Origin of the sequence: Curtobacterium sp. PhB78 (assembly GCF_003751685.1) — a bacterium.
Lineage (GTDB): Bacteria > Actinomycetota > Actinomycetes > Actinomycetales > Microbacteriaceae > Curtobacterium.
In genome coordinates, this window is record NZ_RKIA01000002.1 from 606,784 (window position 1) to 633,265 (window position 26,482).

23 protein-coding genes and 2 pseudogenes are annotated in these 26,482 nt (G+C 72.6%); 16 read left to right on the top strand and 9 right to left on the bottom strand.

The genetic code is table 11. The features are described from left to right. Positions 1-145 precede the first annotated feature (145 nt). The 8 genes from EDF53_RS06620 to EDF53_RS06655 all read left to right on the top strand — a co-directional run bounded on the left by EDF53_RS06620 (position 146) and on the right by EDF53_RS06655 (position 9,384). The gene (locus tag EDF53_RS06620) at positions 146-1,747 is read left to right on the top strand and encodes an ABC transporter substrate-binding protein (RefSeq protein WP_123292788.1); all 1,602 of its coding nucleotides are present in this window, start codon (positions 146-148) and stop codon (positions 1,745-1,747) included. Next, entirely contained in the window at positions 1,744-2,772 is a 1,029-nt protein-coding gene (locus EDF53_RS06625; RefSeq protein ID WP_123292789.1) for an ABC transporter permease, read from the top strand. Before EDF53_RS06620 ends, EDF53_RS06625 begins: the two co-directional genes overlap by 4 nt. Then, positions 2,769-3,653 carry an ABC transporter permease gene (locus EDF53_RS06630; protein WP_123292790.1) on the top strand — a complete coding sequence of 295 codons (885 nt, stop codon included), beginning with the start codon at positions 2,769-2,771 and terminating at the stop codon, positions 3,651-3,653. Before EDF53_RS06625 ends, EDF53_RS06630 begins: the two co-directional genes overlap by 4 nt. Next, positions 3,650-5,491: an ABC transporter ATP-binding protein gene (locus EDF53_RS06635; protein ID WP_123292791.1), complete on the top strand. Its 1,842-nt coding sequence runs from the start codon at positions 3,650-3,652 to the stop codon at positions 5,489-5,491. The genes EDF53_RS06630 and EDF53_RS06635 overlap by 4 nt, the downstream gene beginning before the upstream one ends. Beyond that, a complete protein-coding gene (locus EDF53_RS06640) occupies positions 5,488-7,557 on the top strand; it encodes a CocE/NonD family hydrolase (RefSeq protein WP_123292792.1) in 2,070 nt (689 codons plus the stop codon). The genes EDF53_RS06635 and EDF53_RS06640 overlap by 4 nt, the downstream gene beginning before the upstream one ends. Next, positions 7,554-8,270 (top strand): TetR/AcrR family transcriptional regulator, encoded by a 717-nt coding sequence (locus tag EDF53_RS06645; RefSeq protein ID WP_260215230.1) that lies wholly within the window; start codon positions 7,554-7,556, stop codon positions 8,268-8,270. Before EDF53_RS06640 ends, EDF53_RS06645 begins: the two co-directional genes overlap by 4 nt. A 29-nt stretch (positions 8,271-8,299) precedes the next feature. After that, positions 8,300-8,713: an SIP domain-containing protein gene (locus EDF53_RS06650; protein ID WP_123292793.1), complete on the top strand. Its 414-nt coding sequence runs from the start codon at positions 8,300-8,302 to the stop codon at positions 8,711-8,713. 170 nt (positions 8,714-8,883) lie between these two features. Further along, on the top strand, positions 8,884-9,384 hold the full coding sequence (locus EDF53_RS06655; RefSeq protein WP_111084072.1) for a Dps family protein: 501 nt from the start codon (positions 8,884-8,886) through the stop codon (positions 9,382-9,384). 424 nt (positions 9,385-9,808) lie between these two features. Here the strand turns inward: EDF53_RS06655 and EDF53_RS06660 are convergent, their stop codons facing one another. From EDF53_RS06660 to EDF53_RS06675, 4 genes and pseudogenes are all read right to left on the bottom strand, one after another. Further along, positions 9,809-10,471, bottom strand: coding sequence for a response regulator transcription factor (locus tag EDF53_RS06660; RefSeq protein ID WP_123292794.1), 663 nt, complete (start codon positions 10,469-10,471; stop codon positions 9,809-9,811). After that, complete coding sequence (locus EDF53_RS06665) at positions 10,468-11,685, bottom strand: sensor histidine kinase (RefSeq protein ID WP_123292795.1); 1,218 nt, start codon at positions 11,683-11,685, stop codon at positions 10,468-10,470. Before EDF53_RS06665 ends, EDF53_RS06660 begins: the two co-directional genes overlap by 4 nt. Continuing rightward, positions 11,682-12,455, bottom strand: coding sequence for a DedA family protein (locus EDF53_RS06670; RefSeq protein WP_123292796.1), 774 nt, complete (start codon positions 12,453-12,455; stop codon positions 11,682-11,684). Before EDF53_RS06670 ends, EDF53_RS06665 begins: the two co-directional genes overlap by 4 nt. Before the next feature lie 189 nt (positions 12,456-12,644). Further along, positions 12,645-12,932, bottom strand: a pseudogene (locus EDF53_RS06675) (D-glycero-beta-D-manno-heptose 1-phosphate adenylyltransferase); the annotation flags it as partial. Between EDF53_RS06675 and EDF53_RS06680 the strand changes: the two are divergent. The 3 genes and pseudogenes from EDF53_RS06680 to EDF53_RS06690 all read left to right on the top strand — a co-directional run. Continuing rightward, a pseudogene (locus EDF53_RS06680) lies at positions 12,932-13,129 on the top strand (glycosyltransferase family 9 protein); the annotation flags it as partial. The pseudogenes EDF53_RS06675 and EDF53_RS06680 sit on opposite strands and share 1 nt — an antisense overlap. Positions 13,130-13,179: 50 nt before the next feature. Continuing rightward, the gene (locus tag EDF53_RS06685; RefSeq protein WP_111084060.1) at positions 13,180-13,536 is read left to right on the top strand and encodes a PRC-barrel domain-containing protein; all 357 of its coding nucleotides are present in this window, start codon (positions 13,180-13,182) and stop codon (positions 13,534-13,536) included. Between the two features lie 152 nt (positions 13,537-13,688). Then, the gene (locus tag EDF53_RS06690; protein WP_185020970.1) at positions 13,689-14,615 is read left to right on the top strand and encodes an SGNH/GDSL hydrolase family protein; all 927 of its coding nucleotides are present in this window, start codon (positions 13,689-13,691) and stop codon (positions 14,613-14,615) included. Here the strand turns inward: EDF53_RS06690 and EDF53_RS06695 are convergent. Next, positions 14,563-15,459 carry a universal stress protein gene (locus EDF53_RS06695; RefSeq protein WP_123292798.1) on the bottom strand — a complete coding sequence of 299 codons (897 nt, stop codon included), beginning with the start codon at positions 15,457-15,459 and terminating at the stop codon, positions 14,563-14,565. The two genes, EDF53_RS06690 and EDF53_RS06695, sit on opposite strands and share 53 nt — an antisense overlap. 185 nt (positions 15,460-15,644) lie before the next feature. Between EDF53_RS06695 and EDF53_RS06700 the strand changes: the two genes are divergently transcribed. Both EDF53_RS06700 and EDF53_RS06705 read left to right on the top strand, forming a co-directional pair. Then, positions 15,645-16,127, top strand: a complete 483-nt coding sequence (locus tag EDF53_RS06700; RefSeq protein WP_123292799.1) for an NUDIX domain-containing protein — start codon at positions 15,645-15,647, stop codon at positions 16,125-16,127. 117 nt (positions 16,128-16,244) lie between these two features. Beyond that, on the top strand, positions 16,245-18,374 hold the full coding sequence (locus EDF53_RS06705; protein WP_123292800.1) for a collagen binding domain-containing protein: 2,130 nt from the start codon (positions 16,245-16,247) through the stop codon (positions 18,372-18,374). A 439-nt stretch (positions 18,375-18,813) separates the two neighbouring features. On the opposite strand, the gene EDF53_RS06710 is transcribed toward EDF53_RS06705, so the two are convergent. Together EDF53_RS06710 and EDF53_RS06715 are read right to left on the bottom strand one after the other, a co-directional pair. Next, on the bottom strand, positions 18,814-20,175 hold the full coding sequence (locus EDF53_RS06710; RefSeq protein WP_111084056.1) for an MFS transporter: 1,362 nt from the start codon (positions 20,173-20,175) through the stop codon (positions 18,814-18,816). Positions 20,176-20,387: 212 nt separating this feature from the next. Then, entirely contained in the window at positions 20,388-21,320 is a 933-nt protein-coding gene (locus tag EDF53_RS06715; RefSeq protein ID WP_148058296.1) for a hypothetical protein, read from the bottom strand. Between the two features lie 95 nt (positions 21,321-21,415). Between EDF53_RS06715 and EDF53_RS06720 the strand changes: the two genes are divergently transcribed. Further along, positions 21,416-21,631, top strand: coding sequence for a hypothetical protein (locus EDF53_RS06720; protein WP_123292802.1), 216 nt, complete (start codon positions 21,416-21,418; stop codon positions 21,629-21,631). Between the two features lie 27 nt (positions 21,632-21,658). Here EDF53_RS06720 and EDF53_RS06725 read toward each other — a convergent pair whose 3' ends face one another. Together EDF53_RS06725 and EDF53_RS06730 are read right to left on the bottom strand one after the other, a co-directional pair. Continuing rightward, the gene (locus tag EDF53_RS06725) at positions 21,659-22,402 is read right to left on the bottom strand and encodes a membrane protein insertase YidC (protein ID WP_123292803.1); all 744 of its coding nucleotides are present in this window, start codon (positions 22,400-22,402) and stop codon (positions 21,659-21,661) included. A 63-nt stretch (positions 22,403-22,465) separates the two neighbouring features. Then, positions 22,466-22,771, bottom strand: coding sequence for a DUF6412 domain-containing protein (locus tag EDF53_RS06730; RefSeq protein WP_123292804.1), 306 nt, complete (start codon positions 22,769-22,771; stop codon positions 22,466-22,468). Between the two features lie 66 nt (positions 22,772-22,837). Here EDF53_RS06730 and ybaK point away from each other — a divergent pair, with 66 nt between their 5' ends. Together ybaK and EDF53_RS06740 are read left to right on the top strand one after the other, a co-directional pair. Further along, on the top strand, positions 22,838-23,323 hold the full coding sequence (ybaK, locus tag EDF53_RS06735; RefSeq protein ID WP_111084051.1) for a Cys-tRNA(Pro) deacylase: 486 nt from the start codon (positions 22,838-22,840) through the stop codon (positions 23,321-23,323). Positions 23,324-23,418: 95 nt separating this feature from the next. Then, complete coding sequence (locus EDF53_RS06740) at positions 23,419-26,028, top strand: ATP-dependent Clp protease ATP-binding subunit (RefSeq protein ID WP_123292805.1); 2,610 nt, start codon at positions 23,419-23,421, stop codon at positions 26,026-26,028. The last annotated feature ends 454 nt before the right edge of the window (positions 26,029-26,482 follow it).

Here is a 26,482-nt window from a genome sequence, read left to right on the forward strand (position 1 = left end):
GGACGGGATGGTCCGATCATGCTCCGTGCCGACGGCGGCCGTGTAACGAGTTCGTAAACACTCCGGAGGACGAGGAGCAGGAGTTGGGGGATCGCCGGGTTCCCTCTATCGTTCACCGGAACGATTACAGGAGGGGCCACCCCGAATGCAGCCCATCGTCCCCGAACCCCGGAACGCCCGCGGCCCGAGCCGCCGAGCGCTCCTCACCGGCGCCGCCGGTCTGGCCGGCCTCGGCCTGCTCACCCTGACGGGGTGCAGCTCCGGCGCGAACGCCGGCACGCCCACCATCCCCGAGGCGGCGGCCACCGGCGTCGCCCGACGCGGCGGTCGCCTGCGCATCGCGCGCCCGGCCGCCTCGGCCGCCGAGACCCTCGACTCCGCCAGCTCCCTGTCGGCGTACGAGTACCTCGGCGCGCTCTACAACCGGCTCGTCAAGCTCGATGAACAGGGCACCACCGTGCCCGACCTCGCCGAGGAGTGGTCCGCGAACGCCGACGGCACCGAGTGGACGTTCTCGCTCCGCCGCGGCGTCACCTTCCACGACGGCAGCCGCTTCACCGCGGACGACGCCATCGCGAGCATCCGGCACATCCTCGACGAGAAGACCGGCAGCCCGCAGGCCGGGGTCCTCGGCGAGGTGATGGACGCCGACTCGATGCGTGCGACCGACCCGTTCACGCTGCGGTTCTCGCTGACCAAGCCGAACGCCGAGTTCCCGTCGCTGCTCACCGCGTACCAGTGCTACATCGTGCCGGCGGCCGCGATCGCCGACATCGGCCGCACCGGGATCGGGACGGGCCCGTTCCGGCTCTCCGCGTTCACCCCCGCCGGTGCCGGCAGTGTCGAGGCGTTCGACGACCACTTCGCCGGGCGTCCCGCGCTGGACGGCATCGACTTCTACTCGATCCAGGACACCACCGCCCGGGTGAACGCGCTGCTCGCCGGCCAGATCGACCTGATCTCGCAGACGAACCTGGACTTCGCGACCGCTCGGGTGGTGTCCGCGTCCGACCGCGCCACCGTCGCCCGGTCGAAGAACGCCCAGTGGTACACGATCCCGATGCTCGCCACGAGCGACGAGTTCAGCGACCCGCGGGTCCGCCAGGCGATGAAGCTCGCCTACGACCCGCAGCAGATCGTCGACACCGCCCTGCAGGGCACCGGCTCGCCCGGGTGGGACAACCCCGTCCCGCCGCAGCTCGCCGCGTTCGTCGACGACCACCGCGAGTACGACCCGGACAAGGCGAAGGCACTGCTCAAGCAGGCCGGTCACGAGGGGTTCCGGACCTCGATCTACACGTCGAGCTACGAGTCGGTCTTCACGCCGATGGCGGTCGCCTACCGCGACGCCGTCGCCGACGCGGGCATCCGCCTGACGGTCCGCAACGCGAGCTCGGACTCGTACTACACGCAGATCTGGATGCAGAAGCCGCTCATGGTGAGCTACTGGTTCACCGGCCGGCCGATCGACCAGCTGCTCAACCAGATCTTCCGCACGGGCTCGTCCTACAACGAGAGCGCGTGGTCGAACGAGACCTTCGACGGGCTGCTCGACGACGCCCGCGCCGAGATGGACGACGCCAAGCGGCTGACGCTCTACCAGGACGCCCAGCGGCTCGTGGTCGAGGACGGGGCCGACATGACCCCGATGTTCGGCGACCGGCTCGTGGGGTTGTCCCGCGACGTCGTGAACTACTCGGAGTACGGCTTCGAGTTCGACTACCTCCGGATCGGACTGCGCCGATGACGACCAAGAACACCCCGTCGGACGTCCTCGTCCCCGTCCTCCGCCGGATCGGCATCGCCGTGCTCACGGTCGTGCTCGCCTCGCTCTTCGTGTTCCTGGCCGTGCAGGCACTGCCCGGCGACGTCGCGCAGCAGCTCCTCGGCCAGAACGCCACCCCGGACGCCGTCAAGCAGCTGCGCGAGACCCTCGGCCTCGACCAGAACGTGTGGCTCCGCTACCTGCAGTGGCTCGGTGGCGCGGTGCACGGCGACTTCGGCACCTCGCTCGTCAGCGGCGAGGCCGTCGCGCCGACGCTGTTCACCGCCTTCCGGAACAGCATGCTCATCGCCGTGCCCGCCATGCTCGTCGGCGTCACGGTCTCCCTGACGCTCGGCGTCCTCGCCGGGGTCCGTCGGGGTCGCCCGTCCGACAAGGTGATCTCGATCGTCAGCCTCGTCGTGATGAGCGTGCCCGAGTTCATGGTCGCGACCGTGCTCGTGCTGCTCTTCGCGATCGGCCTGCCGATCTTCCCCGCCGTCGTGCTGCGGGGGAGCGACGCCACGGTCGGCGAACTCCTGCCGACGATCTGGCTGCCGATCATCGTGCTCACCCTGGCGATGGCCGCCTACATCGTGCGCACCGCCCGCTCCTCGACCATCGACGTGATGGCGTCCGAGTTCGTCACCACGGCGGAGCTCAAGGGCCTGACGATGCGCCGCGTGGTCTGGAAGCACGCGGTGCCGAGCGCGCTGCTGCCGACGCTCAACGTCGTCGCGCTCAACGTCGCCTGGCTGCTCGGCGGTGTCGTCGTCGTCGAGAACGTCTTCAACTACCCGGGCATGGGCAAGCTCATGCTCGAGTCGGTCTTCAACCGCGACCTGCCGACGATCGAGGCGATCGCGCTCCTGAGCGCCGTCATCTACGTCGTCTGCAACCTCGCCGCCGACCTCGTGGCGCTCGTCCTCGACCCGAAGCTGCGGACCCGCCAGCGGCGACCGCGCACGCGCACCCGCACGACGCGCAGCACCAGGAAGGCCGCCGCATGACCGCCACCGCCACCCGCCGCCCCGGACGCGCCGTCCTCGCCGGGGCCCTCGCGCCCCTGCGCGGCTCGACGGCGCTGAGCATCGGCCTCGGCCTCATCGCCCTGCACGTCGTGCTCGCCCTGCTCGCACCGGTCATCGCCGGGTACGACCCGGTGGCCACGAACGCCGGCGACGTCCTCGCCGGTCCGACCTGGACGCACTGGCTCGGTACCGACCAGTACGGCCGTGACGTGCTGTCGCGGACGCTCAACGGCGGCCGGTACGCCCTGCTCGTGACGTTCCTGGCCACCACGATCGCGGTCGCGGTCGGCACGGTGCTCGGCTGCATCACGGCGTACGCCGACAACTGGTTCGACGAGGCCGTCATGCGCGTCGTCGACGCCCTGCTCAGCGTGCCGTCGATCCTCGCCCTGCTGGTCGTGGTCACCGTCTTCGACGCCGGGCTCTGGGTGATCGTCCTCGCCGTCACCGTCGTCTACGCGCCCGCCGTGACCCGCGTCGTCCGTGGTGCCGCCCGCACCGTCATCACGCAGGACTACGTGACGGCCGCCCGGGCCCGGGGTGAACGTGCGCTGTCGATCGTGTTCCGCGAGATCCTGCCGAACGTCCTCGACGTGGTGCTCGTCGAGTACGCCATGCGGGCCTCGTGGATCGTGCTGCTCGTCGCGTCGCTGTCCTTCCTCGGCTTCGGCGCCAACCCACCGACGCCGGACTGGGGGCTGATGGTGCAGGAGAACCGCACCGCGCTGACCGTGGTGCCGCTCGGCACGCTCGCACCGATCGTCGCCCTGGCGACCCTGGTGATCGGGCTCAACCTCGCCGCCGACGGCCTGAGCAAGTCGCTCGGCGTCGACCGCGCAACGAAGGGAGTGAGCGCATGACGCACACCGACACCGCACCGGCCGCACCGGCGACCGCGACGGACCCCATCGTCCGCGTCGACGACCTCGCGATCTCCTACGCGGCCGGCAAGCGCCTGGTCCCCGTGGTGCGCGGCGTCTCCTTCGCGATCCCCGCCGGGCGCACCCTCGGCCTCGTCGGGGAGTCCGGCAGCGGCAAGTCCACCGTCGCCCGGACCCTGCTCGCGCACCTCCGGGCGGGCTCGACCATCGTCGGCGGCTCGGTCCGCGTCGGCGGCGACGACGTCTTCGCGCTGTCACCGTCCGGCCGCCGCGAGCTCCGCGGCGGCGTTGCCTCCGTCGTCGCGCAGAACGCCGGCCAGGCGCTCACCCCGTCGATGCGCGTCGGCGAGCAGATCCGCGAGGCCCTGCGCGCCCACCGCGAACCCGACGGCCCCGAGCGCGTCGCCGAGCTGGTCCGGCTGGTCCGGCTGCCAGACCCCGACGCGATCGTCCGCCGCTACCCGCACCAGCTCTCCGGTGGGCAGCAGCAGCGCATCGCGATCGCGATGGCCGTCGCCGCACGCCCGCGGGTGCTCGTGCTCGACGAGCCCACGACGGCGCTCGACGTCGTCACCCAGGCCGCCGTCCTCGACCTGATCGCTGACCTCGGCCGGCAGCTCGGCATGGCCGTCCTGCTCGTCAGCCACGACCTCGGGGTCGTGTCGGCGATGGCGGACGAGATCGCCGTCATGCGCGACGGCGAGATCGTCGAGCACGCCGCCACGGCGGCGCTCTTCGCCGCCCCGCAGCACGAGTACACGCGTGCCCTGCTGGCCGCGGTGCCGGACGGGCGACGGCCTGGGCCCACGTCGCCGGTTCCGGATCGACGCGCCAGCGGCGAGACGGCCGTGCCGATGGGGGGAGGGACGGATCGCGTGCCCGAGACGGCGACCGTCTCGTCGACGGTCGCCTCCACGGCCGGCCGAACCGTTCCTCCCGAACCGCTCGTCCGTCCCGTGGTGACCGCCGAGGACCTGGTGATCCGCTACGGACGCGGCCTGCCGGCCGCCGTCGACGGCGTCTCCTTCACGATCGCACCGCGTGAGACGCTCGCGGTCGTGGGGGAGTCCGGAAGTGGCAAGTCGACGCTCGCGACCGCCCTCGCCGGCCTGGTGCCGGCCGAGTCGGGCACGTTCTCGTTCGACGACGGGACCGTGAGCGGCGACCTGCGCGAGCCGATCGCCGGACGGTCCCCGGACCTTCGTCGTGCGGTGCAGCTCGTGTTCCAGAACGCCGACACGTCGCTCAACCCGCGGCGCACCGTGGGCGCGGCGATCGGGCGACCGCTCAAGCTGTTCACGGGCACGTCCTCGCGGCAGCGCGTCGGCGAGCTGCTCACCCAGGTCGGCCTCGGCCCGGAGTTCGCCGAGCGGCTGCCGGCGCAGCTCTCCGGTGGGCAGCGGCAGCGCGTCGGCATCGCCCGGGCCCTCGCCGCCGAGCCGCGCCTGGTCATCGCCGACGAGATCACCACCGCGCTCGACGTGCAGGTGCAGGCCGGGATCCTCGCGCTCCTCGCCGACCTGCAGCGCTCGCGCGGGCTCAGTTGCCTGTTCATCAGCCACGACCTGGCCGTCGTCCGGGGCGTGGCCGACCGGGTCGCCGTGATGACCGGCGGCCGGATCGTCGAGATCGGACCGACCGAGCGGGTCTTCACCGGCCCGAACCACCCGTACACGTCGACGCTGCTGGCCGCGACGCTCGAGCCGGGCAGCACCGAGCTGCCCGACGTCGGCGACGGGGTACCGCGCTGGCGGCACACCGAGGGCTGGACGGACCACGGCGACGGCCACCTGACCCGGAACTGGGAGGACGCATGAGCCGCGATCGCTCGGTGTACGCCGACGCTTCGACCCTCACCGCCATCGGCGCGCCGGACTCGCTGCCGGACGGCGTGACCGTCCGCGACGAGTGGATCCCGATGCCCGACGGCGTCCGACTGCACACCCGGATCTGGTCGCCGGCGTCGCCCGACGGTCCGGTGCCGGTGCTGCTCGAGTACCTGCCGTACCGACTCGACGACTGGACCGCGCCGCGCGACTCCGAACGGCACCCCTGGTACGCCCAGCACGGGTACGCCTCGGTCCGGGTCGACATCCGGGGCAGCGGCTCGTCGGACGGGTTCTTCGACGACGAGTACAGCGAGCAGGAGCTCCGCGACGGTGAGGCCGTGATCGCCTGGCTCGCCGAGCAGGAGTGGTCGACGGGTGCCGTCGGCATGTTCGGCATCTCGTGGGGCGGGTTCAACGCCCTGCAGCTGGCGGCGCGTGCGCCCGCTGCCCTCAAGGCCATCGTCACGGTGTGTTCGACCGACGACCGGTACGACAACGACGTGCACTACGTCGGCGGAGCGGTGCTCGGCATCGACATGGCGGCGTGGGGCGCGACGATGTTCGCGTTCAACTCGCGGCCGCCCCGGCCCGAGGTCGTCGGCACGGACTGGGTCGACCGGTGGCGCGAGCGGCTGGAGTCGAACCGCCCGATGACGCCGGTGTGGCTCGCGCACCAGGAACGCGACGACTACTGGCGGCACGGCAGCGCCGCCGAGGACTACGGCAACATCGGTGCAGCGGTCCTCGCCGTCGGCGGCTGGGCGGACCCGTACCGCGACGCCGTGCTCCGACTGGTGTCGAACGTGCAGTCCCCGGTCAAGGGCATCGTCGGGCCGTGGTCGCACCAGTACCCGGACCGCGGTCTCGCACCCGGACCGTCGATCGGGTTCCTGCAGGAGACGCTGCGTTGGTGGGACCGCTGGCTCCGCGGGATCGACACCGGCGTGGAGGAGGACCCCGCACTCCGCGCCTGGATCAACGAGGGCGAAGCCCCGGCGACGTACTACGCCTCGCGACGGGGCCGGTGGGTCGGCGCCGAGGCGTGGCCCTCGGCGGCGACGCACCGGCGTGCGCTGCCGCTCGCGACGCTCCGCGGCGGCGAGGACGGGCCGGTCGTCGTCCGGTCGCCGCAGCACACCGGCGCCGACGCCGGACGGTTCTTCCCGTTCGGCAACGCGACCGACCTGCCACCCGACCAGCGTGCCGAGGACGGCCGCTCCGTCTGCTTCGACCTGCCCGTCGGCCGGGCGTTCGACCTGCTCGGCAACGCGCTCGTCACCCTGTCGGTCACGAGCGACCAGCCCCGCGCCACCCTGACGGTGCGGTTGTGCGACGTCGCGCCGGACGGCTCGTCGACCCTCGTGACGCGCGGGGTGCTCAACGCGGCGAAGCGGGACGGCATGGACCGGAACGACCCGCTGGTCCCCGGTGAGCCGGCGTCGCTGCCGGTGCAGCTCGTCGCGACCGGTCACCGGTTCGCCGCCGGGCACCGCCTGCGGATCGCGGTGTCGTCGTCCTACTGGCCCTGGGTCTGGCCGCACGGCACCGAGGCCACCGTCACGATCGACCCGACGGCGTCCGAGGTGTGCCTGCCCGTCTGGACGCGCGACACCGACGACGACGTGCGCTTCGACGAGCCCGAGCGGTCGACGCCGCTCGCGATCGAGCGCGTTGCACCGACCGAGCAGCTGCCCCAGCGCACCGTCACGCACGACGTCGAGACGGGGGAGTGGACCCTCGACGTCGACCCCGGGTACGGCGGTGGACGGGTCTACCCCGACGGGCTCGTCTTCAGCGAGGACGCCCGCGAGACGTACCGCATCCGGTCGGACGACCCGAACTCGGCCGTGGCATCGTCGCGCTGGGCGATCGGCCTGGAGAAGCCGGACTGGTCGGCACGGCTCGAGACGTCCTCCGAGGTCACCGCCGACGCCGAGGCCTTCCACGTCGTGAACACCGTGCGGGCCTGGGCCCGTGACGGCGGCCCCGACGCCCCCGAGGTGCTGGTCACCGAGCAGACCTTCGCCGACGACGTCCCGAGGACCTCGGCGTGACCGGCGCGGCGGGTGCTGCACCGGGGGCGGCGGCGGGTGCTGCACCGGGCGCGGCAGCGGGTGCGGCGCCGCGCGTCCGGCAGCGTCCCGCGGTCCGGCGCGCGATGATCGTCGCGGCCGCCCGTGCCGTCATCGTCCGCAACGGCGTCGGCGCGACGGGGCTGCGGGACATCGCCGCCGAGGCCGGAGTGTCCGTCGGCACCGTGACGTACCACTTCGGCAGCGTGGCGGAGATCCTCAACGAGGTCGTCGTGCTCGAGACGGAGCGCTTCTACGGTGCGATCGTCATCGCCGTCGACGCCGAGTCCGACCCCGTCGAGGCGCTGCGGATGCTCGTGGCGCCCCTGTTCGACGACACCGAACAGGTCCGGCAGCACTGGCGGATCTGGTCCGACTACTGGACCGCGGTCGCCCGCCGGCCCGAAGTGGCCGCCGAGTACGCCGAACGGATCCGCGTCTGGGAGGCCTGTCTGGTCCGGGTGATCCGCCGCGGTGCCGACGCCGGCACGTTCCCGGGCGGCGCCGGACCGATCTCGCCGGACACCGTGGCCCTGAAGCTCGCGGCCTACAGCGACGGTGTCGCGACGCAGATCGCCCAGGGCGTCCCGGGGCTCACGAACACCGTCGCGCTGTCGTGGATGTGGACCTTCCTGGCACACGAACTCGGTGTGCCGGCTGTGGAGATCGCCGGAACCGGCCAGCAGCCCTTGTGATGAGGTAAGGCTTGCCTTACCGTTGCAGCATGGCACGGACCCGGCGACAGCCCAGCGAACGCATCCTCATCGCCGGCGGCGTCGAGGACCTGCCGGAGATCCGCCGTCAGCTCGAAGACCTGCCGGAGAACGCGTACGGACAGGTCTTCGTCGAGGTCGCCCTCGACGAGCAGATCCGCATCCTGCCCGCGCCGCCCCGCGTGACCGTGACGTGGCTGGTCCGCAGCGCCCGCACCTCGGCGGTGTCGCCACTCGTCTTCGCCGACCACGGCGAGGCCCTCGCGCACGCCCTGACCGGCTGGGCGGCCGAGTGGTGCGTCGCCGACTGCGAGCCGCGCACGAGCGTCTGGATCGGGTGCACCGACAGCCCCTGGGTCGAGCGCGCACGTTCCGCCGTCCAGATCGAGCTGAGCGACGCTGGCTTCGACACGCTCGTCGGCTGACCGCTGCCGGCTGACCGCTGCCGGCTGACCGCTGCTGCCCGCCGGTAAGGGCAGCCTCCGCTTCCTTGCGGCATACAAGAGAAGCGGGCATGGTTGTGTCCATCGGCAGCACCGAACTGGTCAGGACAGGCCCAGCGATCCGGTGTAACCACGACGCAGGAGGTTCAGACATGACCACGACCACCACCAGCACCACGACCACCACGTCCCCGTTCTCGACGACGCCGGAGCTCGCCGCCGGAGTGGCACAGTTCCTCGCCCCCGTCGTGATCGACCTCGAGGCACTCGTCGTCAACGGCAAGCAGGCGCACTGGCACGTCCGCGGCCGCAACTTCGTCGGTGTGCACGAGCTCCTCGACGACATCGTCGAGCACGCCCAGGCCTACGCCGACACCGCCGCGGAGCGCATCGTCGCCCTCGGCCTGCCGGTCGACTCGCGCATCGCGACCGTCGCCGCCAACACGACGCTGCCGCCGCTGTCGCAGGGCTTCCAGAACTCCGACGTCACCATCACCGAGGTCATCGCCCAGATCGACGCGGCCCTGCTGCAGGTCCGTCGCGCCGTCGAGGGTCTCGACGAGGTCGACCTCAACAGCCAGGACGTCGTCATCGAGATCGAGCGCGGTCTGACGAAGGACCGCTGGTTCCTGCAGGCGCACCTCGCCGCCTGAGTCGCGACCAACCCCTGACGGGAGGCCCGGTGCCAGCTGGCACCGGGCCTCCCGTCCGTCTGTGGTCGGGTCTGCCCACCGCGACCCGCTTCGACCCGGTGCGACACTCTCGATGTCGTTCGACAACGACCTTGTCGCCGCTCCGCGTGTGCAACCGTTGCGGGCGCGCAGTTGCGACGTACTCGATGTCGTACGACATCGGCGACGTCGCTGGTTGCGCGCGCAAGTACCCGCGCGTTACCTGTACCCGTGCCGGCCCTGCGACACCGACGAGATCGCGCGACACGCCGCTGGCGCGACGCCGAGGTTCCACGGACCGACGTTTCGGCGCGCGAGATGTGCAGATTTCGGAACCTCGGGGGACGTGAGCGGCGCGGCGGACGGGCGCGGCGCGGCGGGGGGACGTGAGCGGCGCGGCGGCGCGTCAGGCGGACGGGCGGACCAGACCGGCCTCGTACGCCAGCACCACGGCGTGCACCCGGTCGCGCAACTGCAACTTCGCCAGCACCCGCCCCACGTGGGTCTTGACGGTCTGCTCCGCGATGAACAGGTCGCCCGCGATCTCGCCGTTCGACCGCCCGCGCGCCATGAGCAGGAACACGTCGCGCTCCCGGTCGGTCAGGACGTCGAGCACCTCGGTACGCGGAGCGGCGGTGACCGGTCCGGCGACGAACGCCTCGACCAGGTGCCGGGTCACGCGCGGCGCGAGCAGCGCCTCGCCCGCGGCCACTGTACGCACCGCCGCGACGAGCTCGTCGGCGCTCGCGTCCTTCAGCAGGAACCCGCTCGCCCCCGCCCGCAGGGCGTCGAACACGTAGTCGTCGATGTCGAACGTCGTCAGCATGACCACGCGGACGGGTCGGTCCGTCGGCGCCGCCGTGATCCGTCGGGTCGCCTCGATCCCGTCGAGTTCCGGCATCCGGACGTCCATCAGGATCACGTCCGGCTGCAGCCGGATCGCCGCGACCACCGCCTCGGCACCGTTCGCGGCCTCGCCCACGACCTCGACGTCGTCCTGGGCCTGGAGGATCGCCCGCAGTCCCATGCGGAACATCTGCTGGTCGTCCACCACCATCACCCGCGTCATCGGCTTCCCCCGTCGGCCGCCGGTACGCGGACGGGCAGGGTCACCACGACCGTGAAGCCGCCGTCCGCCACGGGGCCGTGGTCGATCGTGCCCTCGAGCGCCGTCACCCGCTCGCGCATCCCGGCCAGGCCGAAGCCACCGTCGTCGGGTGGTGCGGCCGGCACGGTGCCAGCGGGTGGAGCGGTGTTGGCGACCTCCACCCGGAGACGCGAGCCGTGCCTCCTGACCGTCACGACGGTGGACGCGCCGGGCGCGTGCCGGGCGACGTTGCCGAGCGCCTCCTGCACGACCCGGTAGACGGTGAGCTGCGCGAGCCGGTCGACGTCGTCGGCGACGTCGACGTCGAGGTCGACGGGGATGCCGGCGGCGCGCGTGGCCTGCACGAGCGCGGGCAGGTCGGCGAGGTCCGGCTGCGGCGCGCGCTCGGCGGCGGTGTCCCCGCGCAGGGTACCGAGCAGCTGGCGCATCTCGCGCAGCGCGGTGCGGGAGGTCTCGGCGATCGCGGCGAACTCGGCGCGGGCCTCCTGCGGCAGGTCGGCCACCCGGTACGGGGCCGACTCCGCCTGCATGTGCACGACGGACATGCTGTGCGCGACGACGTCGTGCAGCTCGCGGGCGATCCGGGAGCGCTCCTCGACCGTGCGGCGCCTGGCCTGCTCGAGCTCGGCGTCGCGGCGGGCGGCGACGAGCTCCTGGCGGATGCTGCGGCGCTGCCCGATGACGACGGCGGCCGCGGCGACCAGGAGCGTGTCGCCGGCGGACACGACGAAGCTCGTCGCCCACACGGCGGGCTGGTCCCAGCGGCCCGGCGTCACGGCGACGAGCAGGAGGGGGAGCACGGCGGCGACGGCCCACACGATCGCGGTCAGCCGCCAGGTCGAGCGGACCCCGAGCACGACGAGCAGGACGCTCAGGCCGATGATGCCGGTGACCGGGATCGGCCACGGGCTCGTCTCGACCGGGGCGGTGAGCAGGCCGAGCGCGACGAGACCGACGAGGTGGGCGGCGGCTGCGGTTCGGGGGACGAACGGGGCGATGCCGATGCTGACCGCGAGCACCGCCGACACGAGCAGGGAGAGCGGGACGGGGACGGCGTAGTAGACCGAGGTCACCGGGGCGGCGACGCTGAACAGGGACACCACCGCGACCACGAGAGCGATCCGGGTCGCCAGCGGCAGCCAGGTCGGTCGCGGGCGGAGCAGGGCGGTGGTCACGGTCGGACGATCTCTCCGGTGGGGACGATGCGGGGTGTGGCGGACGGGGCGTGCGCGACGGGTGCTGTGCTCGCGGTGGGCACGTCGTTCGCGGGCACGTCGGTCGTGGGCACGCCGGTCGTGGGGACGCCGGTCGTGGGGACGATCGCGGCGGCCGCTCGGGCGGCACGGGTGTCGCGCCTGCGGCTGATGCTACCGATCACCCGGTCGACCGCGATGCCGAGGCCGCCCGCGACCACCATCGACACCAGGGCGGCGACGAGCGGCTCGTGCAGCACCTGCGACGCGGCCAGGGCGATCCCGACCGAGGTCGCGGACCACGCCGTCCCGGCGATCGCACTGATGGCGAGGAAGCGACGGTAGGGCAGCCGGGTCGCGCCGGCGGTCATGTTCACCGCGACCCGGCCGACGGGGATGTAGCGGCCGACCAGGATCAGGCTCGCGGACCGGCGCTGCATCTGCCGTTCGGCGAACGCGAAGGCCGCGGCGATCCGCGGTCGTCGGGACTGCGCCAGGCGGGCGAGTCCGATCCGGCGACCGATCCAGTACGCCACCGAGTCACCCGCGATCGCCCCCACCGCGGCGGCCACCAGGACCCCGGCCAGGACGGGCTGGCCGGACGTCGCGGCGATGGCGGCGACGGCTACGAGCGCGGACTCGCTCGGGACCGGCGGGAAGAAGCCGTCGACGAAGCACAGGGCGACGAGCACGACGTAGACGAGCGGACTCGCGGCCAACTCGACGACGAACGGGGTGATCTGGTCGAACACGGCGACGCTCCCTCCGCCGACGGACCTCGTCGACGGGTTCGACGCTACGGAGCGCCGGGAGCGCTGCCATCCCGCCGGGGTCTCGACGACCCCCTACTGCGGTATGACCTTTCCGTGCGTGGTCCCCTCGGGGTCGGGCGCGGCTGCGGTCGCGGTGGTCGCTGCGGCTGGCACCGCGGACCCGGCCGACGCTGCCGCGGCTTCGCGGATGCGCCGGACCACGGCCGTCGTGGAGTGCTCGGGGACGTAGTCGACCATGACCACCTCACCGCCGTACCCGCGCACGACCGCCGTCTCGCGGAGCATCTCGGGTGAGTAGTCACCGCCCTTGACGTAGACCTCGGGGCGCAGCCGTTCGATGAGCGGGATCGGGGTGTCGGTCGCGAACACCGTCACCAGGTCGACGCAGGCCAGGGCGGCGATCACCCCGGCGCGGTCCTCGGCAGGGTTGATCGGGCGTTCCGGGCCCTTCAGCCGGCCCGGCGCCGCCGGAGGCCTGGGGACCGCCCGCATCGGGTCCGCACATCGTGCTCACCGATGCCTCCGTCCGGCGCGGCGACGTCTTCGCCGAGGACCCCGACCCGGCGATCCTGGCGGTCGGCGCGGCCGACGTGCTCGCCGCGGTGGACCGGCTCGACGTGCTCGGGGTGACCGCACAGGCGACCGACCGGTAGCGTCGACCGAGAGCCACCCGGACCCACCGGGCACTCGGAAGGAGTCCTTCGTGTTCGAAGCCGCCAACATCCGTGACTGGATCGGCCTGCCGGTCGTCGACGAGGCCGAGGACAAGGTCGGGACGCTCGAGAGCATCTACTACGACACCGCCACGTCCGAGCCGGCGTTCGGTGCGCTCACGACCGGGATGGTCGGCTTCCAGAAGCTCGTGTTCGTCCCCCTCGTCGGGGCGACCGTCGCACCGAAGCACCTGCGCGTGACCTTCCCGAAGAAGCTCGTGAAGGACGCACCCTCCATCGCGACCGACGGTGAGCTCGACGCCGCGACCGAGCCCGAGCTGTTCCAGCACTACGGCCTCGAGTACCGCACGGGCAGCGGCGGCGAGCGTCGCCTCGGACGCCGCTGAGGCCGGGACTGCTCCGGATCGCCCGCCGACCACTGCGCACTGCCCTGGCGGTGGTCGGCGCCGTCTGTCTCTTGGCGGCGGGCCTCGGCGGGTCCGTCGGCGCGCCGCCGGCCTCGGCGGCGCCGATGTGGCCGGTGCCCGAGCCGTACCCCGTGACCGCCGACCCCACCGAGACCCTCGACGCGGTCCCGCCGGGCAGTGAGTACGTGGCGCTCGGCGACTCCTACTCGGCCGGGTACGGCCTGGGGGACCGCACCGGGCTGCCCACGAACGCCTGCGTGCAGTCGGCGCGCGACTACCCGCACCGGCTCGCGGCGCAGTTCGGGCTCGCCCTGACCGACGTCACGTGCGCCGGCGCCACGAGCGACGACGTCACCACGGGCCACCAGTTCAAGGGCGTCCCACCCCAGATCGAGTCGTTGTCCGACCGCACCCGACTGGTGACCCTGACGATCGGCGGCAACGACGCCGACCTGTTCGGCACGGCGGCCTCGTGCCTGGCGATCTCCGCGAACGGCCCGGTGTTCTCGGGCCGCGACGCCCCGTCGTGCGAGAGCACCCTGGTGCAGGACGGCGTCGACCAGCTCGCCGTGAAGATCCAGTCGCGCGTGGCACTCGGCATCGCCGACACCCTCGGCGCGGTGCAGCGGGCCGCCCCGAACGCCGTCGTCGTGTTCCTCGGGTACCCGGCGATCTTCCCGGACGCCGAGGACACCCCCGCGAAGGGCTGCTTCCGGTCCGCACTCGACCTCGGCACCCTGGCGGGCTCGTTCCCGTCGGACACCTACCCGTTCACGGACACCGACGTCGAGTACCTGCACGGTGTCCAGGACGAGCTCAACGAGGTCTCCCGGTCCGCTGCCGCCGCCGCCGGGGTGCGGTTCGTCGACGTCTTCGCGAGCACGCAGGACCACTCGCCGTGCGCCGCGTCCAAGCGCTACGTGGCCGGTGTGACCCTCACCGGTTCCGGTGACCTGCGGAAGATCGACCTGAAGGCGGGCGCCCTGCACCCGAACGAGCGTGGCGTCACGTACCTGACCGCGCGGATGGCCGCCGCGATCCGCGCCCTCGCCGGCTGATCCCACCGGCGGTCTCGGTCGCCGTGGCCGCTCGGCTGTCCGGGTGCGCCGCCGGCGGGACCACGCAGACCGGGGCTGCCGTCTCGCGGACGACGTCGTGCAGCAACGAGCCCGAGAGCGCGCGCACGTGCCCGCGACCGAGCACCACCAGCGACGCCCGGCGGGTGTGCGAGGCGATCGCGTGACCCGGGTGGCCCTCGACCAGCAGCGGACGGAGGCGGAGCGACGGGTACCGTGCGGCCAGCACGGACGTCACCCGCTGCAGCAGCTCGGCGTTGCTGGTGCGCCACCGGAGCGGGTCCTCGGCGAAGTCGGTCAGCCCCGTCCGCGTGAGCACGGGCATCTCCCACGCGCGCAGCAGTGTCAGCCGTCGGTTCCGCCGGACGGCCTCGTCGACGGCGATCGACACCGCACGTTCGTCGATCGGGTCCTCCACCGCGAGCACCACGTCACCGTCGATCGGGTGCGGACCCTCCGGCACGACCACGGTCGGGACGGCAGCACGCTCGGCGACCCGCGCCGGGTCACCGCCGGCCGTCGATCCGCGCCGGTGGCGGAAGCTCCCGATCACGAGCAGGTCACCGCCGTCCGACTCCTCGACCAGGGCTGCGGCGAACGGGCCCGCGTGCCGGTGCACCTCGACCGCCACACCGGGCAGAGCGGTCCGTGCGGCCTCGGCGAGCTGGTCGGCGACCGGCGTCCGACCCTCCAGCGCGTGGTCGGCGCCGATGATCCGCAGCCGCTCGACACCGGCACCGGCACGGGCCACGATCCACAGCAGGGCCTCGTCGTGGGGCATCGCCGCATCGGCGGCCAACGTCACCGTCGTCCATCGCTCGTCCATCCCGATCGGCCTCCTCCGTCGCAGGCTTCGGGGGCGTCACCTGGCGCTCCGTGCGCAACACGGTACTCCGGTTGGGGGCGGTGGAACCGGCCGTGCGCAGCGGTCGAACCGGCCGTGCGCGGCGGTGACCGCGGGCGGCGGACGTGGGCCGGGCCTCCTGACCGACGCCGCGTAGTCTCGCAGGCGTGGTGGTGAGCGCCGGACTGTTGCTGCACCGGACCGGTCCGGCCGGGCCGGAGGTCTTCGTCGTGCACATGGGCGGGCCGTTCTGGCGGAATCGGCCACGTGCCTGGTCGATCCCGAAGGGACTCGTCGAAGCCGGCGAGGACCCGCTCGAGACTGCCGTGCGTGAGTTCGGTGAGGAGATCGGGGTCCCCGCACCCGTGGCCGCCGACGACGTCGCGGACCTGGGCGAGTTCCGGCAGGCCTCGGGCAAGCGCGTCCGGGTGTTCGCCGCCCCGGCCCCGGCGTTCGAGGTCGCCGTCGTGCGGAGCAACACCGTCCGGCTCGAGCTGCCACGCGGTTCAGGACGGTTCGTCGACGTGCCGGAGGTCGACGACGCCCGGTGGGTGCCGGTCGCCGAGGCGCGGGAGCTGCTCGTCGCGGGCCAGGTCGCCGCGGTGGACGCGCTGCTCGTGCTGCACGCCGGGCCCGATCCGGCCGGGTGAGCGCATCGCCCGTTGCGGGTGAGTCACGATGTGGTGACGGTCCGGACAGCGTCACGGGGGCGTGGATAGCCTGCACGGACGTCGGGGCACGCCGACGTCATCACCAGGGGAGCACACATGCGGCGCTGGCGCGCGGTCACGGCGGGGCTCACCGCCCTCGCACTCGGAGCAGGACTCGCGATCGGCGGCGCGACGAGCGCCTCGGCGGAGCCCGCGGGCAACTGGGGCACGTTCACCCTGAGCGGGGCGTCGAAGGCGTACACGGGCACGATGACGTTGCCCGGGTTCCCCGCCACGACGTTCACCTCGAACTCGCGGCAGTCGACCGTGATCAGCGGTGCATCGACGTGGCAGTCGGCGGGGACGCCGGTCGGTGGGGTCTACGGCACGAGTCGTGCGCAGACGTACATGAACCAGCGGCCCCTCGCGGACAATGCGACGAACCCGTCGGTCACCACCTACACCTTCGCCGAGCCGACCCCGGGCGCACGCTCGTGGGCCTTCGTCCTCGGCGACATCGACGCCGACCAGGCGACCGTCACGGCGACCGACGCCAACGGCAATCCGGTCGCGGCGGCCGGACTCGGCTTCAACGGCCGCGACGGCGGCACCGTCGGCTACAACTCCTGCTCGGCAGCGGTCGCCGGCGGCTGGTCGTGCAGCGCGGACCCGGACGGCACTGTCGGCCAGGATGTCCCGACCTGGACCCCGAACACGGACGCCGCCGTCGGCGGCGGCACGCTCGTCGGCAACGCGTCGGCCTCGGACACCGCCCGCGCCTCGGCCTGGTTCAGCCCGACCGCCTCGCTGAAGACGCTCACCATCACGTACCAGCAGCGCAGCGGCTTCCCGGTCTACCAGACCTGGTTCGCATCCAAGACGGCGGAGATCAGCGGTGTCGCAACCCTCGACGGCACCGCGATCCCCGGAGCAACTGTCACGGCGACAGCTCCGCGCGGCGTCGTCTACACGACCACCACCAACGCGCAGGGACGCTACTCGTTCCCGGCGCTGCCGCAGATCAACGACTACGTCGTCCGCATCACGACGCCGACCGGTGCGGTCGACCCCGACGGCACCGACGACGGCGTTTCGGTGGTCCGCGAAGTAACGCTCAACTTGAACCAGAGTGGCAACGACCGCGACGACGTCGACTTCGCCTTCACCTCGCCAGCTGACACGACATCAATCGTCGGCACCGTCCAGGACGAAGCCGGCAACCCGGCCTCGAACGTTCCCGTCGTCGTCGATGTGCCGAACGGCGACCCGGTGACGACCACGACGAACAACGACGGCGTCTACGTGGTCTCCGACCTCCCCGCGGACACGCCAGTCGACGTCTCGGTCGTCGGTGGGGACGACGAACCCACAACGGTCACCACGGGAGACGCCGGTGAGCCGACGGTACTGCCGGACCCGATCGTTGCACCTGCCACGGTCATCGCGACGATTAGCGGACTCGTGACGCTCGACGATGCCCCGGTAGAGGCCGGCCAGGTCATCGAGCTCCTGGACGACACGGGCACCGTCATCGGTTCGACGACGACGGACGCGGACGGCCGCTACACCTTCGCGACCGTCGCCGGCACCTACACCGTCCGCACGACAGTGCCCGTGGCCGGGGCGACCGGTGCCACGGCGAACACCGATGTGACTGCAGTCGTCGGGAACACCGTTGATTCCGACCTGCCCTTCGAGTCGCCCGCCGAGCCGGCGGTCATCACGACCGACCAGCCGGGCACCGTGGTGGACACGAACGGCGACCCGGTCGCCGGCGTGGACGTCGTCGCGACGCCGACCGACCCGCAGGCAGGAGCGCCGGTGACCGTGGCCACGGACGCCGACGGTGCCTTCGACCTGACCGGACTCGAGCCGACGACCGAGTACACGATCACGGTCGACGTCGACGGCGCCACTCCGGTGACCGTCGTCACGCCCGAGGACGGCGCAGCGACCCCGCTCGCCTTCGTGGTCGAGGCCGCGGTGACCCCGGCTCCGTCGCCGTCGCCCAGTGCGCCGACGCCGAGCAACTCGCCGACCGCGGTTCCGACCGTGCCGGCTGCCGGAGGCTCGGGCAACGCGCCGGCCGCCGGTTCGGGCGACGTGGGCAACGGTGGGCCGCTGGCCTACACCGGTGCGGACCTGAAGCCCGGGCTCATCGCGGCCGGGGTGCTCGTGCTGCTCGGTGCGGCGCTGCTGACCTACCGCGCGGTGCGCAACCGTCGCCGGAGCCACCTGCAGGACTGATCGGTCACGACGAGGGGCGGGCCCGGCGCGATGCCGGCCCGCCCTTCGTCGTTGGTGCACGACCCGAGGCCCCGCCGTCGCCCGCGACACGCCGACGCCCCACCCCCGAGGTTCCGAAATCTGCCCATCTCGGCGTCCCGAACGGCAGTTCGTGGAACCTCAGCGCAACGCGAACGGCAGTTCGTGGAACCTCGACGCCGCGCGCATGGTATGTCGCCGCGGCCCCTCGGCACACGCCGCCACGCGCCGCCACGCGCCGCCACGACGACGCCACGCCCGGGCCTCGACGCCGAGGTACCACGACATGCCGCCGCTGCACCGCCGAGGTTCCACGGATCGCCGCCAGGACCGTCGAGATGCCGAGGTTTCGGAACCTCGGCGCAGCGCGAGGCCGAGGAGGACGAGGACGACGAGGACGACGCGCCGCCCGCGCGCCGCGCTACTGCGTGCGGTGCGTGCGGTGCGAGCCCGTGACCGTCGCGACCGAGCCCGTCAGGGTCTGGATCGCCCGACCGACGACGGGCACCGACGTGGTGACCACCGCGAGCGAGGACGTGATCGCCTCGATCGACGACGTCGACAGGTGCTCCTGCCCGACCGTGTGCACCGGGAAGCCCCGACGCGCCAGCACGACGACCCCGAGCGACCCGAGCAGCACGGCACCACCGGCGAACGGCAGGTACTGCAGCCCGACGATCCCGAGCGCCTGCCCACCGATGGCAGCACCGCCCGCGATGCCGATGTTCGACGCACCGTTGATGAGCGCGCCGGCGATGTCGGGGGAGACGCCTCCGGAACGGATCGCGGCCGCCATGAAGAGCGTGCCCGTCGTGCCGTTCGCGGCCATCCACACGCCGGCGACGACCATCGTGCCGACCAGGGAGCCGTGCACGAACGGCATCGCGGCGAACGCGACGGCCATCACCGCGACGGCGGCGATGAGGGTCTGCCGGGGTGCCCGGTCGACGAACATGCCCGCGAGCCAGAGGCCGATCACCCCGGTGCCGCCCAGGACGAGCAGCGCACCGCTCACCATCGAGGCGTCGAGTCCGGCGTCGATCGCGTACGGCCCGACGTAGGTGTAGACGACGTAGTGCCCGGCGAACAGAAGCAGGTCGGCGATCACGACGGACAGCAGCCCGGTGCGCGCCCAGGCCTTCGGGGACCCGATGTGCGGCGACGAGGCACCACTGACGGCGGGCAGGAACAGCAGCGCCACTGCGGCGAGCACGGCGGCGGCGACACCGATCGAGAACACGGCGGGGCGCCAGCCGATGTGCTGCGCGACCCAGGTGGCGACGGGCACGCCGAGCACGAAGCCGAGCGAGCTGCCCGAGTACACGAACGCGATGGCGCGACCGGCCAGGCGCGGCGGCACGATCCGGGTGGCGTACGCCGAGGCCACCGAGAAGAACAGCGCGTGCGCGATGCCACCGACGACCCGGCCGGCGCAGACGACGGCGAACGACGGTGCGAACGCGATCATGAGGTTCGACACCGTGTAGCCGACGAGCGTCGACACGAGCACGGCCTTGCGGGGGAGCTTCGCGGTGAACGCGGTGAGCGGGAGCGCCAGGAGTGCCACGGCCCCCGCGTACACGGTGACGACGATGCCCATGGTGGCCTCGGACACACCGAGGTCGGCGCTCATCGTGCCGAGCAGCCCGACGGGCATGAGCTCGGTGGTGATGGCGAAGAACGTCGCCAGCCCGAGGACGGCGATGCCGACGATGGACTGGGTGGTGACGGTGATCGGCCGCGTGTTCGTCGACACGGCCGAGGTGGTGGTGTTGGTGGACACGCTGCTGACCTCCTCCGGGGCACGGGCGAGCGCACGACGGTGCCGTTCGGGGGAACGACGATGACCGGGAGGTCTGCGGGGCGCGCTCGCTGTGGATGTGGGTGATGTGGGTACGACTCCACGGCGAGTGCGCTCATCCAGTGTTGCACGATGGACCGCAGCCCGCGAGGGGGTCAGCGGAGATTCTCGGAGCGCTCCAACAATCCGCGCCCTCAGTTCTCGTTCGTCACCCGACCCTGCACGCCGCCACCCCGGAGCGCGATCGTCAACGTCCCGCTCATCGACTGCGCCGACATCGACACCGAGCCGTGCAGTGCCGCCTCGCGCGGGAAGCACGCCGTCGACGACTCGATCCGGTTCGCCGTCGCCACCAGGCAGATCGTCGACCGGTCCGTGCCGACCCCGGCCCACACGGCCCACGGCGTGTCGAACGAGCCGCCGTCCAACGCACGGTTCGTGAACACGAGCCGCGTGGAGTGCAGGCTCACGGGTGCCTCCACCGGCCCCGGCAGCTGGTCGGCGTAGGTCTGCGGCACGTCGAGCAGCTGCTCGAGCGTGACCGTGCCCGCCGTCGGCGTGACGCTCGGTGCTGCCGCGACGTCGCCGCGCACGGGCCCGACGACGGTGCCGGCGGCGAACGCCACACCGACCGCCGCTGCCGCGCCGAGCGCGATCCAGACGCGTGGCCGCTCCGTCCAGAGCAACGTGCGCCACCTGGACCGTCGCGTCGGCCCGACCGGGAGGCTCGGCTCACCCCCGCCGCCGTCACCCGCGTCGTCGGGATGGTCGGGTTCTCGGGCTTCGGTCGCCGCCCACGGTCCGGCCGCCGTTCGCGGGGTCGGGTCCGGTTCCGCGACAGCCGCCGCGCGCCCCGCGGCCCCCCGTTCCGGCGACGGGTCGGGCAGTGGAGCCGACCGTTCCGGGGACGCGACCTGCCCGCTGGCCGGGGCCGTGCCTCCCGGCCGCTCGTCCAGCCCCGAGGCGGAAGCGGCACCTGCGCTCGCTCGCCGACCACCCGACCGCCGCCCGCTCGCCAGGTCCTGCAGCGCGATCCGGGCGCGCGCCGCGTCGGCGGGGCTCGATGCCGCTCCCCAGGCGACGGCCTCGAGCCGTGCCCGTTCCGCTGCCACGTCGTCGTGGGCCATGCGCACTCCCGATCTGCCGGTCGCGTGGACTCCCTTCATCGTGGCACTGCCGGGGCGGCGGCGCGCACCCAGAACGAGGGGAGTAGGCGTGACGCATGAACACCGAACCCGAACCGCGGCACGACGCCGACCCGGAGAGCCTCGAGCCGCTGAGCCACGACACCCAGTCCGGCGAGGCCGACTACGTGGCGACGAGCCCCGGTGGGACCGGCACGGAACGCCACGTGCCGACCGCCGACGAGGAACAGGGTCGCGGCACCGAGTACGACCCGGTCGACCAGGGGCCGCAGCAGGAGGGCCAGGGCGGCTGACGCCGGGCCCGACGCCACGCGCCCGCTCTACCGGATCACCCGGCGCAGCACGGCCCGCTCACCCGCCGTCCACGCGGCGCTCGTCACGACGTACAGCGCGGCGGCGAGCGGGGCGATCGCGGCGAACACGACCGTGATGAACGGGGCGAACCGCCCGATGGCGGCGGTCGCTGCCGCACCGGGCACCTGCGCGCCCGGCTCGGGTGTCGGCAGCGGGTTCCAGCGCAGGTTCGCGCGACGGCTGAGCTCCACGACGACGGCGAGCACGGCCAGCAGCAGGACGACGACCCAGGCGTGCACCCAGAGCGGCGACGTGAGCGTGACGACGAGTGAGTGCCCGAGCGGGACCCCGACCAGGGTGGCCTCGAGCAGGGCGTTGACCGTGCCGCCGATCGACTCATGCGTGAACAGGGCGTAGACGAGGGACAGCACCGGGGCCTGCGCGAGGACGGGCAGGCAGCCGGCCAGGGGTGAGACCTTCTCGTTCGTGTAGAGCTGCTGGACCGCGCGCTGCAGCTGCTCGGCGTTCTTCCCGTGGCGCTTCCGCAGGGCGGCGAGCTGCGGCGCGAGCCGACGTCGGTCGCGCTCCGCTCGGACCTGCAGGACGGACAGCGGCACGAGCACGGCCCGGAGGGCCAGGGTCAGGAGCACGACGGCGATCGCCGCGGCGAACGAGCCGGTGGTGGGGGAGAGCGCCGCGGTCAGGGCGGCGACGAGGTCCGCGCCGCCGTGCAGCAGCGGGCCGACGAGGGGCAGGGTGGACAGGTCCATGACGGTTCCGATCGGTGGTGGTTCGCAGGAGGGGTCGCGAGGGGCCCGGCCACCGGTCGGTGGTCAGGCCGGGGCGACGACTCCCGGGGCACGCGATCGGACGTGTCCGTCGGCATCGGGGTGGCTCCACGCGATGCGGGTGACGAGGTCCGGTACCGCAGCGTGTTCGACGCCCGTCGACCGCAGCCCGAGGACCGCCGCCAGCACCGTGGCGATGACCTGCGCGACGACGACCGCCAAGGCGACGGCCGTCAGGCCGAGCGCGGCCACTGCCAGCAGCGGCAGGACGCCGGCCGCGGGGTCGCCGATCGCGGGCGCCCCGAGCACCAGCGCAGCGGCGGCGCGGAGGATCAGCAGGGCGACGGTCATGGTCGGTTCAGCGTAACGCCCGCGTGCCGCCACGGACAGGACGGCAGCGCGGGAGAGGATCGCCGCATGACCGCAGGTTCGCCGAGCACCCCAGCGACCGTCGCGCTCGACCGAGCCGGGGTGTCGTACACGCCGCACGTGTACGACCACCACGAGAGCGCCACGAACTTCGGCGAGGAGGCCGCCGCCGCCCTGGGGCTCCGCGAGGAGCAGGTGTTCAAGACCCTGGTCGTCTCGGTCGACGGCGCACTGGCGGTGGCGATCGTGCCGGTGGCGAACCGGCTCGACCTCAAGGCCATCGCGGCGGCGGTCGGCGGGAAGAAGGCGACGCTGGCCGATCCGGCCCTCGCCGAGAAGCGCACCGGGTACGTCGTCGGTGGCATCAGCCCGGTCGGCCAGAAGTCCCGGATCCGGACCGTGCTCGACGAGTCGGCCCTGGCGTACGACAGCATCTTCGTCTCCGGCGGGCGCCGCGGCTTCGACATCGAGGTGGCTCCGGCCGACCTCGCGCGGGTCACCGAGGCGATCTCGGCAGCGATCGCGCGGACCTGAGTCGGGTCGCCGCAAGTTTTTTCGTCGTCGGGAATGACCCCGGCACTCCTGCGTTGCATTGAGTCGAAGGCACTCAAGTTCCCCAGGAGGTCCCTTTGCCAGAGACGTTCGGCCCGACCGGCGGCAGTGACTCGTTCGACGAGTTCCTCGCCCGTCTCCTCGCGGCGCAGAACACCGGTGACCCGCAGCGCCCCCGTGCGTTCGGCCGACCGGTGGACATCACGCGGCTCCTCAGCCGCCGTACCCACGAGCTGCTCCAGCACACCGCCGAGTACGCGGTGTCGCAGGGGCAGCACGAGCTCGACGCACTGCACCTGCTGCACGTGCTCGTCCGCACCGAGCCGTTCGACGCCGTCGTCCGTTCCGCCGGGGTCGACCCCGAGCGCCTCGCCGCCGAGATCGAACAGCGCCTGCCGATGGCCCGCGAGCCGCAGCCCGAGCAGACCGGCCGCCCGGCCCTGACCGGCACGGCGCAGCGCATCCTCGTCGAGGCCACCCAGGCCGCACGGGGCTTCGGCAGCACCTACACCGACCCCGAGCACGTCTTCTTCGCGCTCGTGACCGACCAGGAGACCGTCACCGGGCAGCTGCTCGCCAGCGCCGGTGTCACCCCGCAAGCCATGCAGGACTACGCCCAGCAGGCCGCGGCAGCAGCACGAGAGGGGCGCCCCATGCCAGGAACCGGTGCAACGACCGGAACGGCCGACACCGACAGCGACAGCGACACCCCGACCCTCGACCAGTTCGGCACCGACCTCACCGCGCGGGCCCGTGACGGTCGCATCGACCCCGTCATCGGTCGCGCCGACGAGATCGAGCAGGCGGTCGAGATCCTGCTCCGTCGCACCAAGAACAACCCCGTCCTGATCGGCGAGCCCGGCGTCGGCAAGACCGCCATCGTCGAGGGACTCGCCCAGCGCATCGTCGACGGCGACGTCCCGTCGCTGCTGCAGGGCAAGCGGGTCATCGCACTCGACCTGCCCGGCATGCTCGCCGGCACCCGGTACCGCGGCGACTTCGAGGAGCGCCTGACGAAGGCCATGGACGAGATCGCGGCGCACGCCGACGAGCTCATCGTCTTCGTCGACGAGCTCCACACCGTCGTCGGCGCCGGTGGTGGCGGTGAGGGCGGCTCGATGGACGCCGGCAACATCCTCAAGCCCCGGCTCGCCCGCGGCGACCTGCACCTGGTCGGCGCGACGACCCTGAACGAGTACCGCCGGATCGAGAAGGACGCCGCCCTCGAGCGTCGCTTCCAGCCGGTCACGGTCGGGGAGCCGAGCGTCGAGGACGCCGTCGCGATCCTGACCGGCCTCGCACCCCGGTACGAGGAGCACCACGGCGTCGTCTACACGCCGGAGTCGCTGCGCGCCGCCGTCGAGCTCTCGCACCGGTACGTCACCGACCGGCACCTGCCGGACAAGGCCATCGACCTCATCGACCAGGCCGGTGCACGGCGCCGGCTCGCCCGCTCGGGTGACGTCGACGTCGAGGCCCTGCGGGACCAGGTCGCCGAGCTGCTCGCCGAGAAGGACCGCGCGGTCGCCGGGGAACTGTACGAAGAGGCGTCGCGCCTGCGCGACGAGACGGTCGGACTGGAGGCCCGGATCGCCGCCGCCACGTCGGCGGACGCTCCCCGCGCCTCCCGTCCCGAATCCGTGGGCACCTCGATCACGGAACGCGACATCGCCGGTGTGGTGTCGCGTGCCACCGGCATCCCGGCGACGCGCCTGACCCAGGGCGACCGCTCACGGCTCGCCGTGCTCGAGCAGGAACTGCACGAGCGCGTCGTCGGCCAGGACGACGCCGTCGCGGCGATCGCGAAGGCCGTCCGACGCAGCCGGACCGGCATGGGCGACCAGCGTCGACCCGTCGGCAGCTTCCTGTTCCTCGGCCCGACCGGCGTCGGCAAGACCGAACTGGCGAAGGCCCTGGCGTCGTCGCTGTTCGGTGACGAGTCCGCCATGCTCCGCTTCGACATGAGCGAGTTCGGCGAGCGGCACACCGTCTCGCGGCTGGTCGGGGCGCCTCCCGGGTACGTCGGCTACGACGAGGCCGGGCAGCTCACCGAACGCGTGCGCCGGAACCCGTACTCGGTGATCCTGCTCGACGAGGTCGAGAAGGCGCACCCCGACGTGTTCAACCTGCTGCTGCAGGTGCTGGACGACGGTCGACTGACCGACGGCCAGGGGCGCACGGTGGACTTCCGGAACACGGTCGTGATCATGACGTCGAACATCGGCTCGGAGTTCCTGGCCTCGCGGTCGGGCGCCCTCGGCTTCGCGCCGGTCGGCACGACCGACGGGTACGCCGAGGACGACCTCCGCGCCCGCGTGATGGGCAAGCTCCGCGAGGCCATGCGGCCGGAGTTCATCAACCGCATCGACGAGATCGTGCTCTTCCGCAAGCTCGACCGGTCGCAGATCACGTCGATCGTGTCACTGCTGCTGCAGGACACGGCGCTGCGGCTCGTCGCGCAGGACATGGTGCTCTCCGTGTCCGACGCAGCGGTCGACTGGCTCGCCGACCACGGGTACGAGCCCGAGTACGGCGCCCGTCCGCTCCGCCGGCTCATCCAGCGCGAGGTCGACGACCGCATCGCGACGCTCGTGGTCGACGGTGCCGTGACCGCCGGGGACACCGTGCGGATCGACGTCGTCGACGGCGTGCTGACGGCAGCGGTGGTGGAACCCGCGACGCTGTAGCAGCCGTTCGCCCACGAAGGCCCGGTACCGATTCGGTACCGGGCCTTCGTGGCGTCCGGGTACGACAGCGTGGTGTTCGGGAATGCAATTCCGGAGAAATCGGAGAAAGGGGTTGCGCTGCGAATTGCGGGGCCGATAGTGTTCACTCGTCGCGAACCGCTGCAGCGCAGCGGGGGACGACTCCGACAGCTCGAGACCGAAAGGGGGCCGACCATGATGATCACCGCAACCACTCCGTTCCGTGGAATCCGTGGACGCGTCGGCACCCCGTTCCGCGTCCGCTGACCCGGAGCGTTCCGCCTTCTGCCGACATCTGTGTCGTTCGATCCTCGTCTCGTGACGAGTCCGTCGCCTGACACCTCGCGCTGAGCCGTTCTGGCTCGCGTCGAACCGGCTCCGTCGATCGCCGATCGGTCCCGACCCGTGTGCTCCGCGCACGCGATCGGACTGCGTC

What these genes read in the sequence shown, in the direction of transcription:
- EDF53_RS06620 (WP_123292788.1), top strand. Translation starts at nt 146, where the DNA reads ATGCAGCCCATCGTCCCCGAACCCCGGAACGCCCGCGGCCCGAGCCGC.
- EDF53_RS06625 (WP_123292789.1), top strand. Translation starts at nt 1,744, where the DNA reads ATGACGACCAAGAACACCCCGTCGGACGTCCTCGTCCCCGTCCTCCGC.
- EDF53_RS06630 (WP_123292790.1), top strand. Translation starts at nt 2,769, where the DNA reads ATGACCGCCACCGCCACCCGCCGCCCCGGACGCGCCGTCCTCGCCGGG.
- EDF53_RS06635 (WP_123292791.1), top strand. Translation starts at nt 3,650, where the DNA reads ATGACGCACACCGACACCGCACCGGCCGCACCGGCGACCGCGACGGAC.
- EDF53_RS06640 (WP_123292792.1), top strand. Translation starts at nt 5,488, where the DNA reads ATGAGCCGCGATCGCTCGGTGTACGCCGACGCTTCGACCCTCACCGCC.
- EDF53_RS06650 (WP_123292793.1), top strand. Translation starts at nt 8,300, where the DNA reads ATGGCACGGACCCGGCGACAGCCCAGCGAACGCATCCTCATCGCCGGC.
- EDF53_RS06655 (WP_111084072.1), top strand. Translation starts at nt 8,884, where the DNA reads ATGACCACGACCACCACCAGCACCACGACCACCACGTCCCCGTTCTCG.
- EDF53_RS06660 (WP_123292794.1), bottom strand. Translation starts at nt 10,471, where the DNA reads ATGACGCGGGTGATGGTGGTGGACGACCAGCAGATGTTCCGCATGGGA.
- EDF53_RS06695 (WP_123292798.1), bottom strand. Translation starts at nt 15,459, where the DNA reads ATGGACGAGCGATGGACGACGGTGACGTTGGCCGCCGATGCGGCGATG.
- EDF53_RS06705 (WP_123292800.1), top strand. Translation starts at nt 16,245, where the DNA reads ATGCGGCGCTGGCGCGCGGTCACGGCGGGGCTCACCGCCCTCGCACTC.
- EDF53_RS06715 (WP_148058296.1), bottom strand. Translation starts at nt 21,320, where the DNA reads ATGGCCCACGACGACGTGGCAGCGGAACGGGCACGGCTCGAGGCCGTC.
- EDF53_RS06720 (WP_123292802.1), top strand. Translation starts at nt 21,416, where the DNA reads ATGAACACCGAACCCGAACCGCGGCACGACGCCGACCCGGAGAGCCTC.
- EDF53_RS06725 (WP_123292803.1), bottom strand. Translation starts at nt 22,402, where the DNA reads ATGGACCTGTCCACCCTGCCCCTCGTCGGCCCGCTGCTGCACGGCGGC.
- EDF53_RS06730 (WP_123292804.1), bottom strand. Translation starts at nt 22,771, where the DNA reads ATGACCGTCGCCCTGCTGATCCTCCGCGCCGCCGCTGCGCTGGTGCTC.
- ybaK (WP_111084051.1), top strand. Translation starts at nt 22,838, where the DNA reads ATGACCGCAGGTTCGCCGAGCACCCCAGCGACCGTCGCGCTCGACCGA.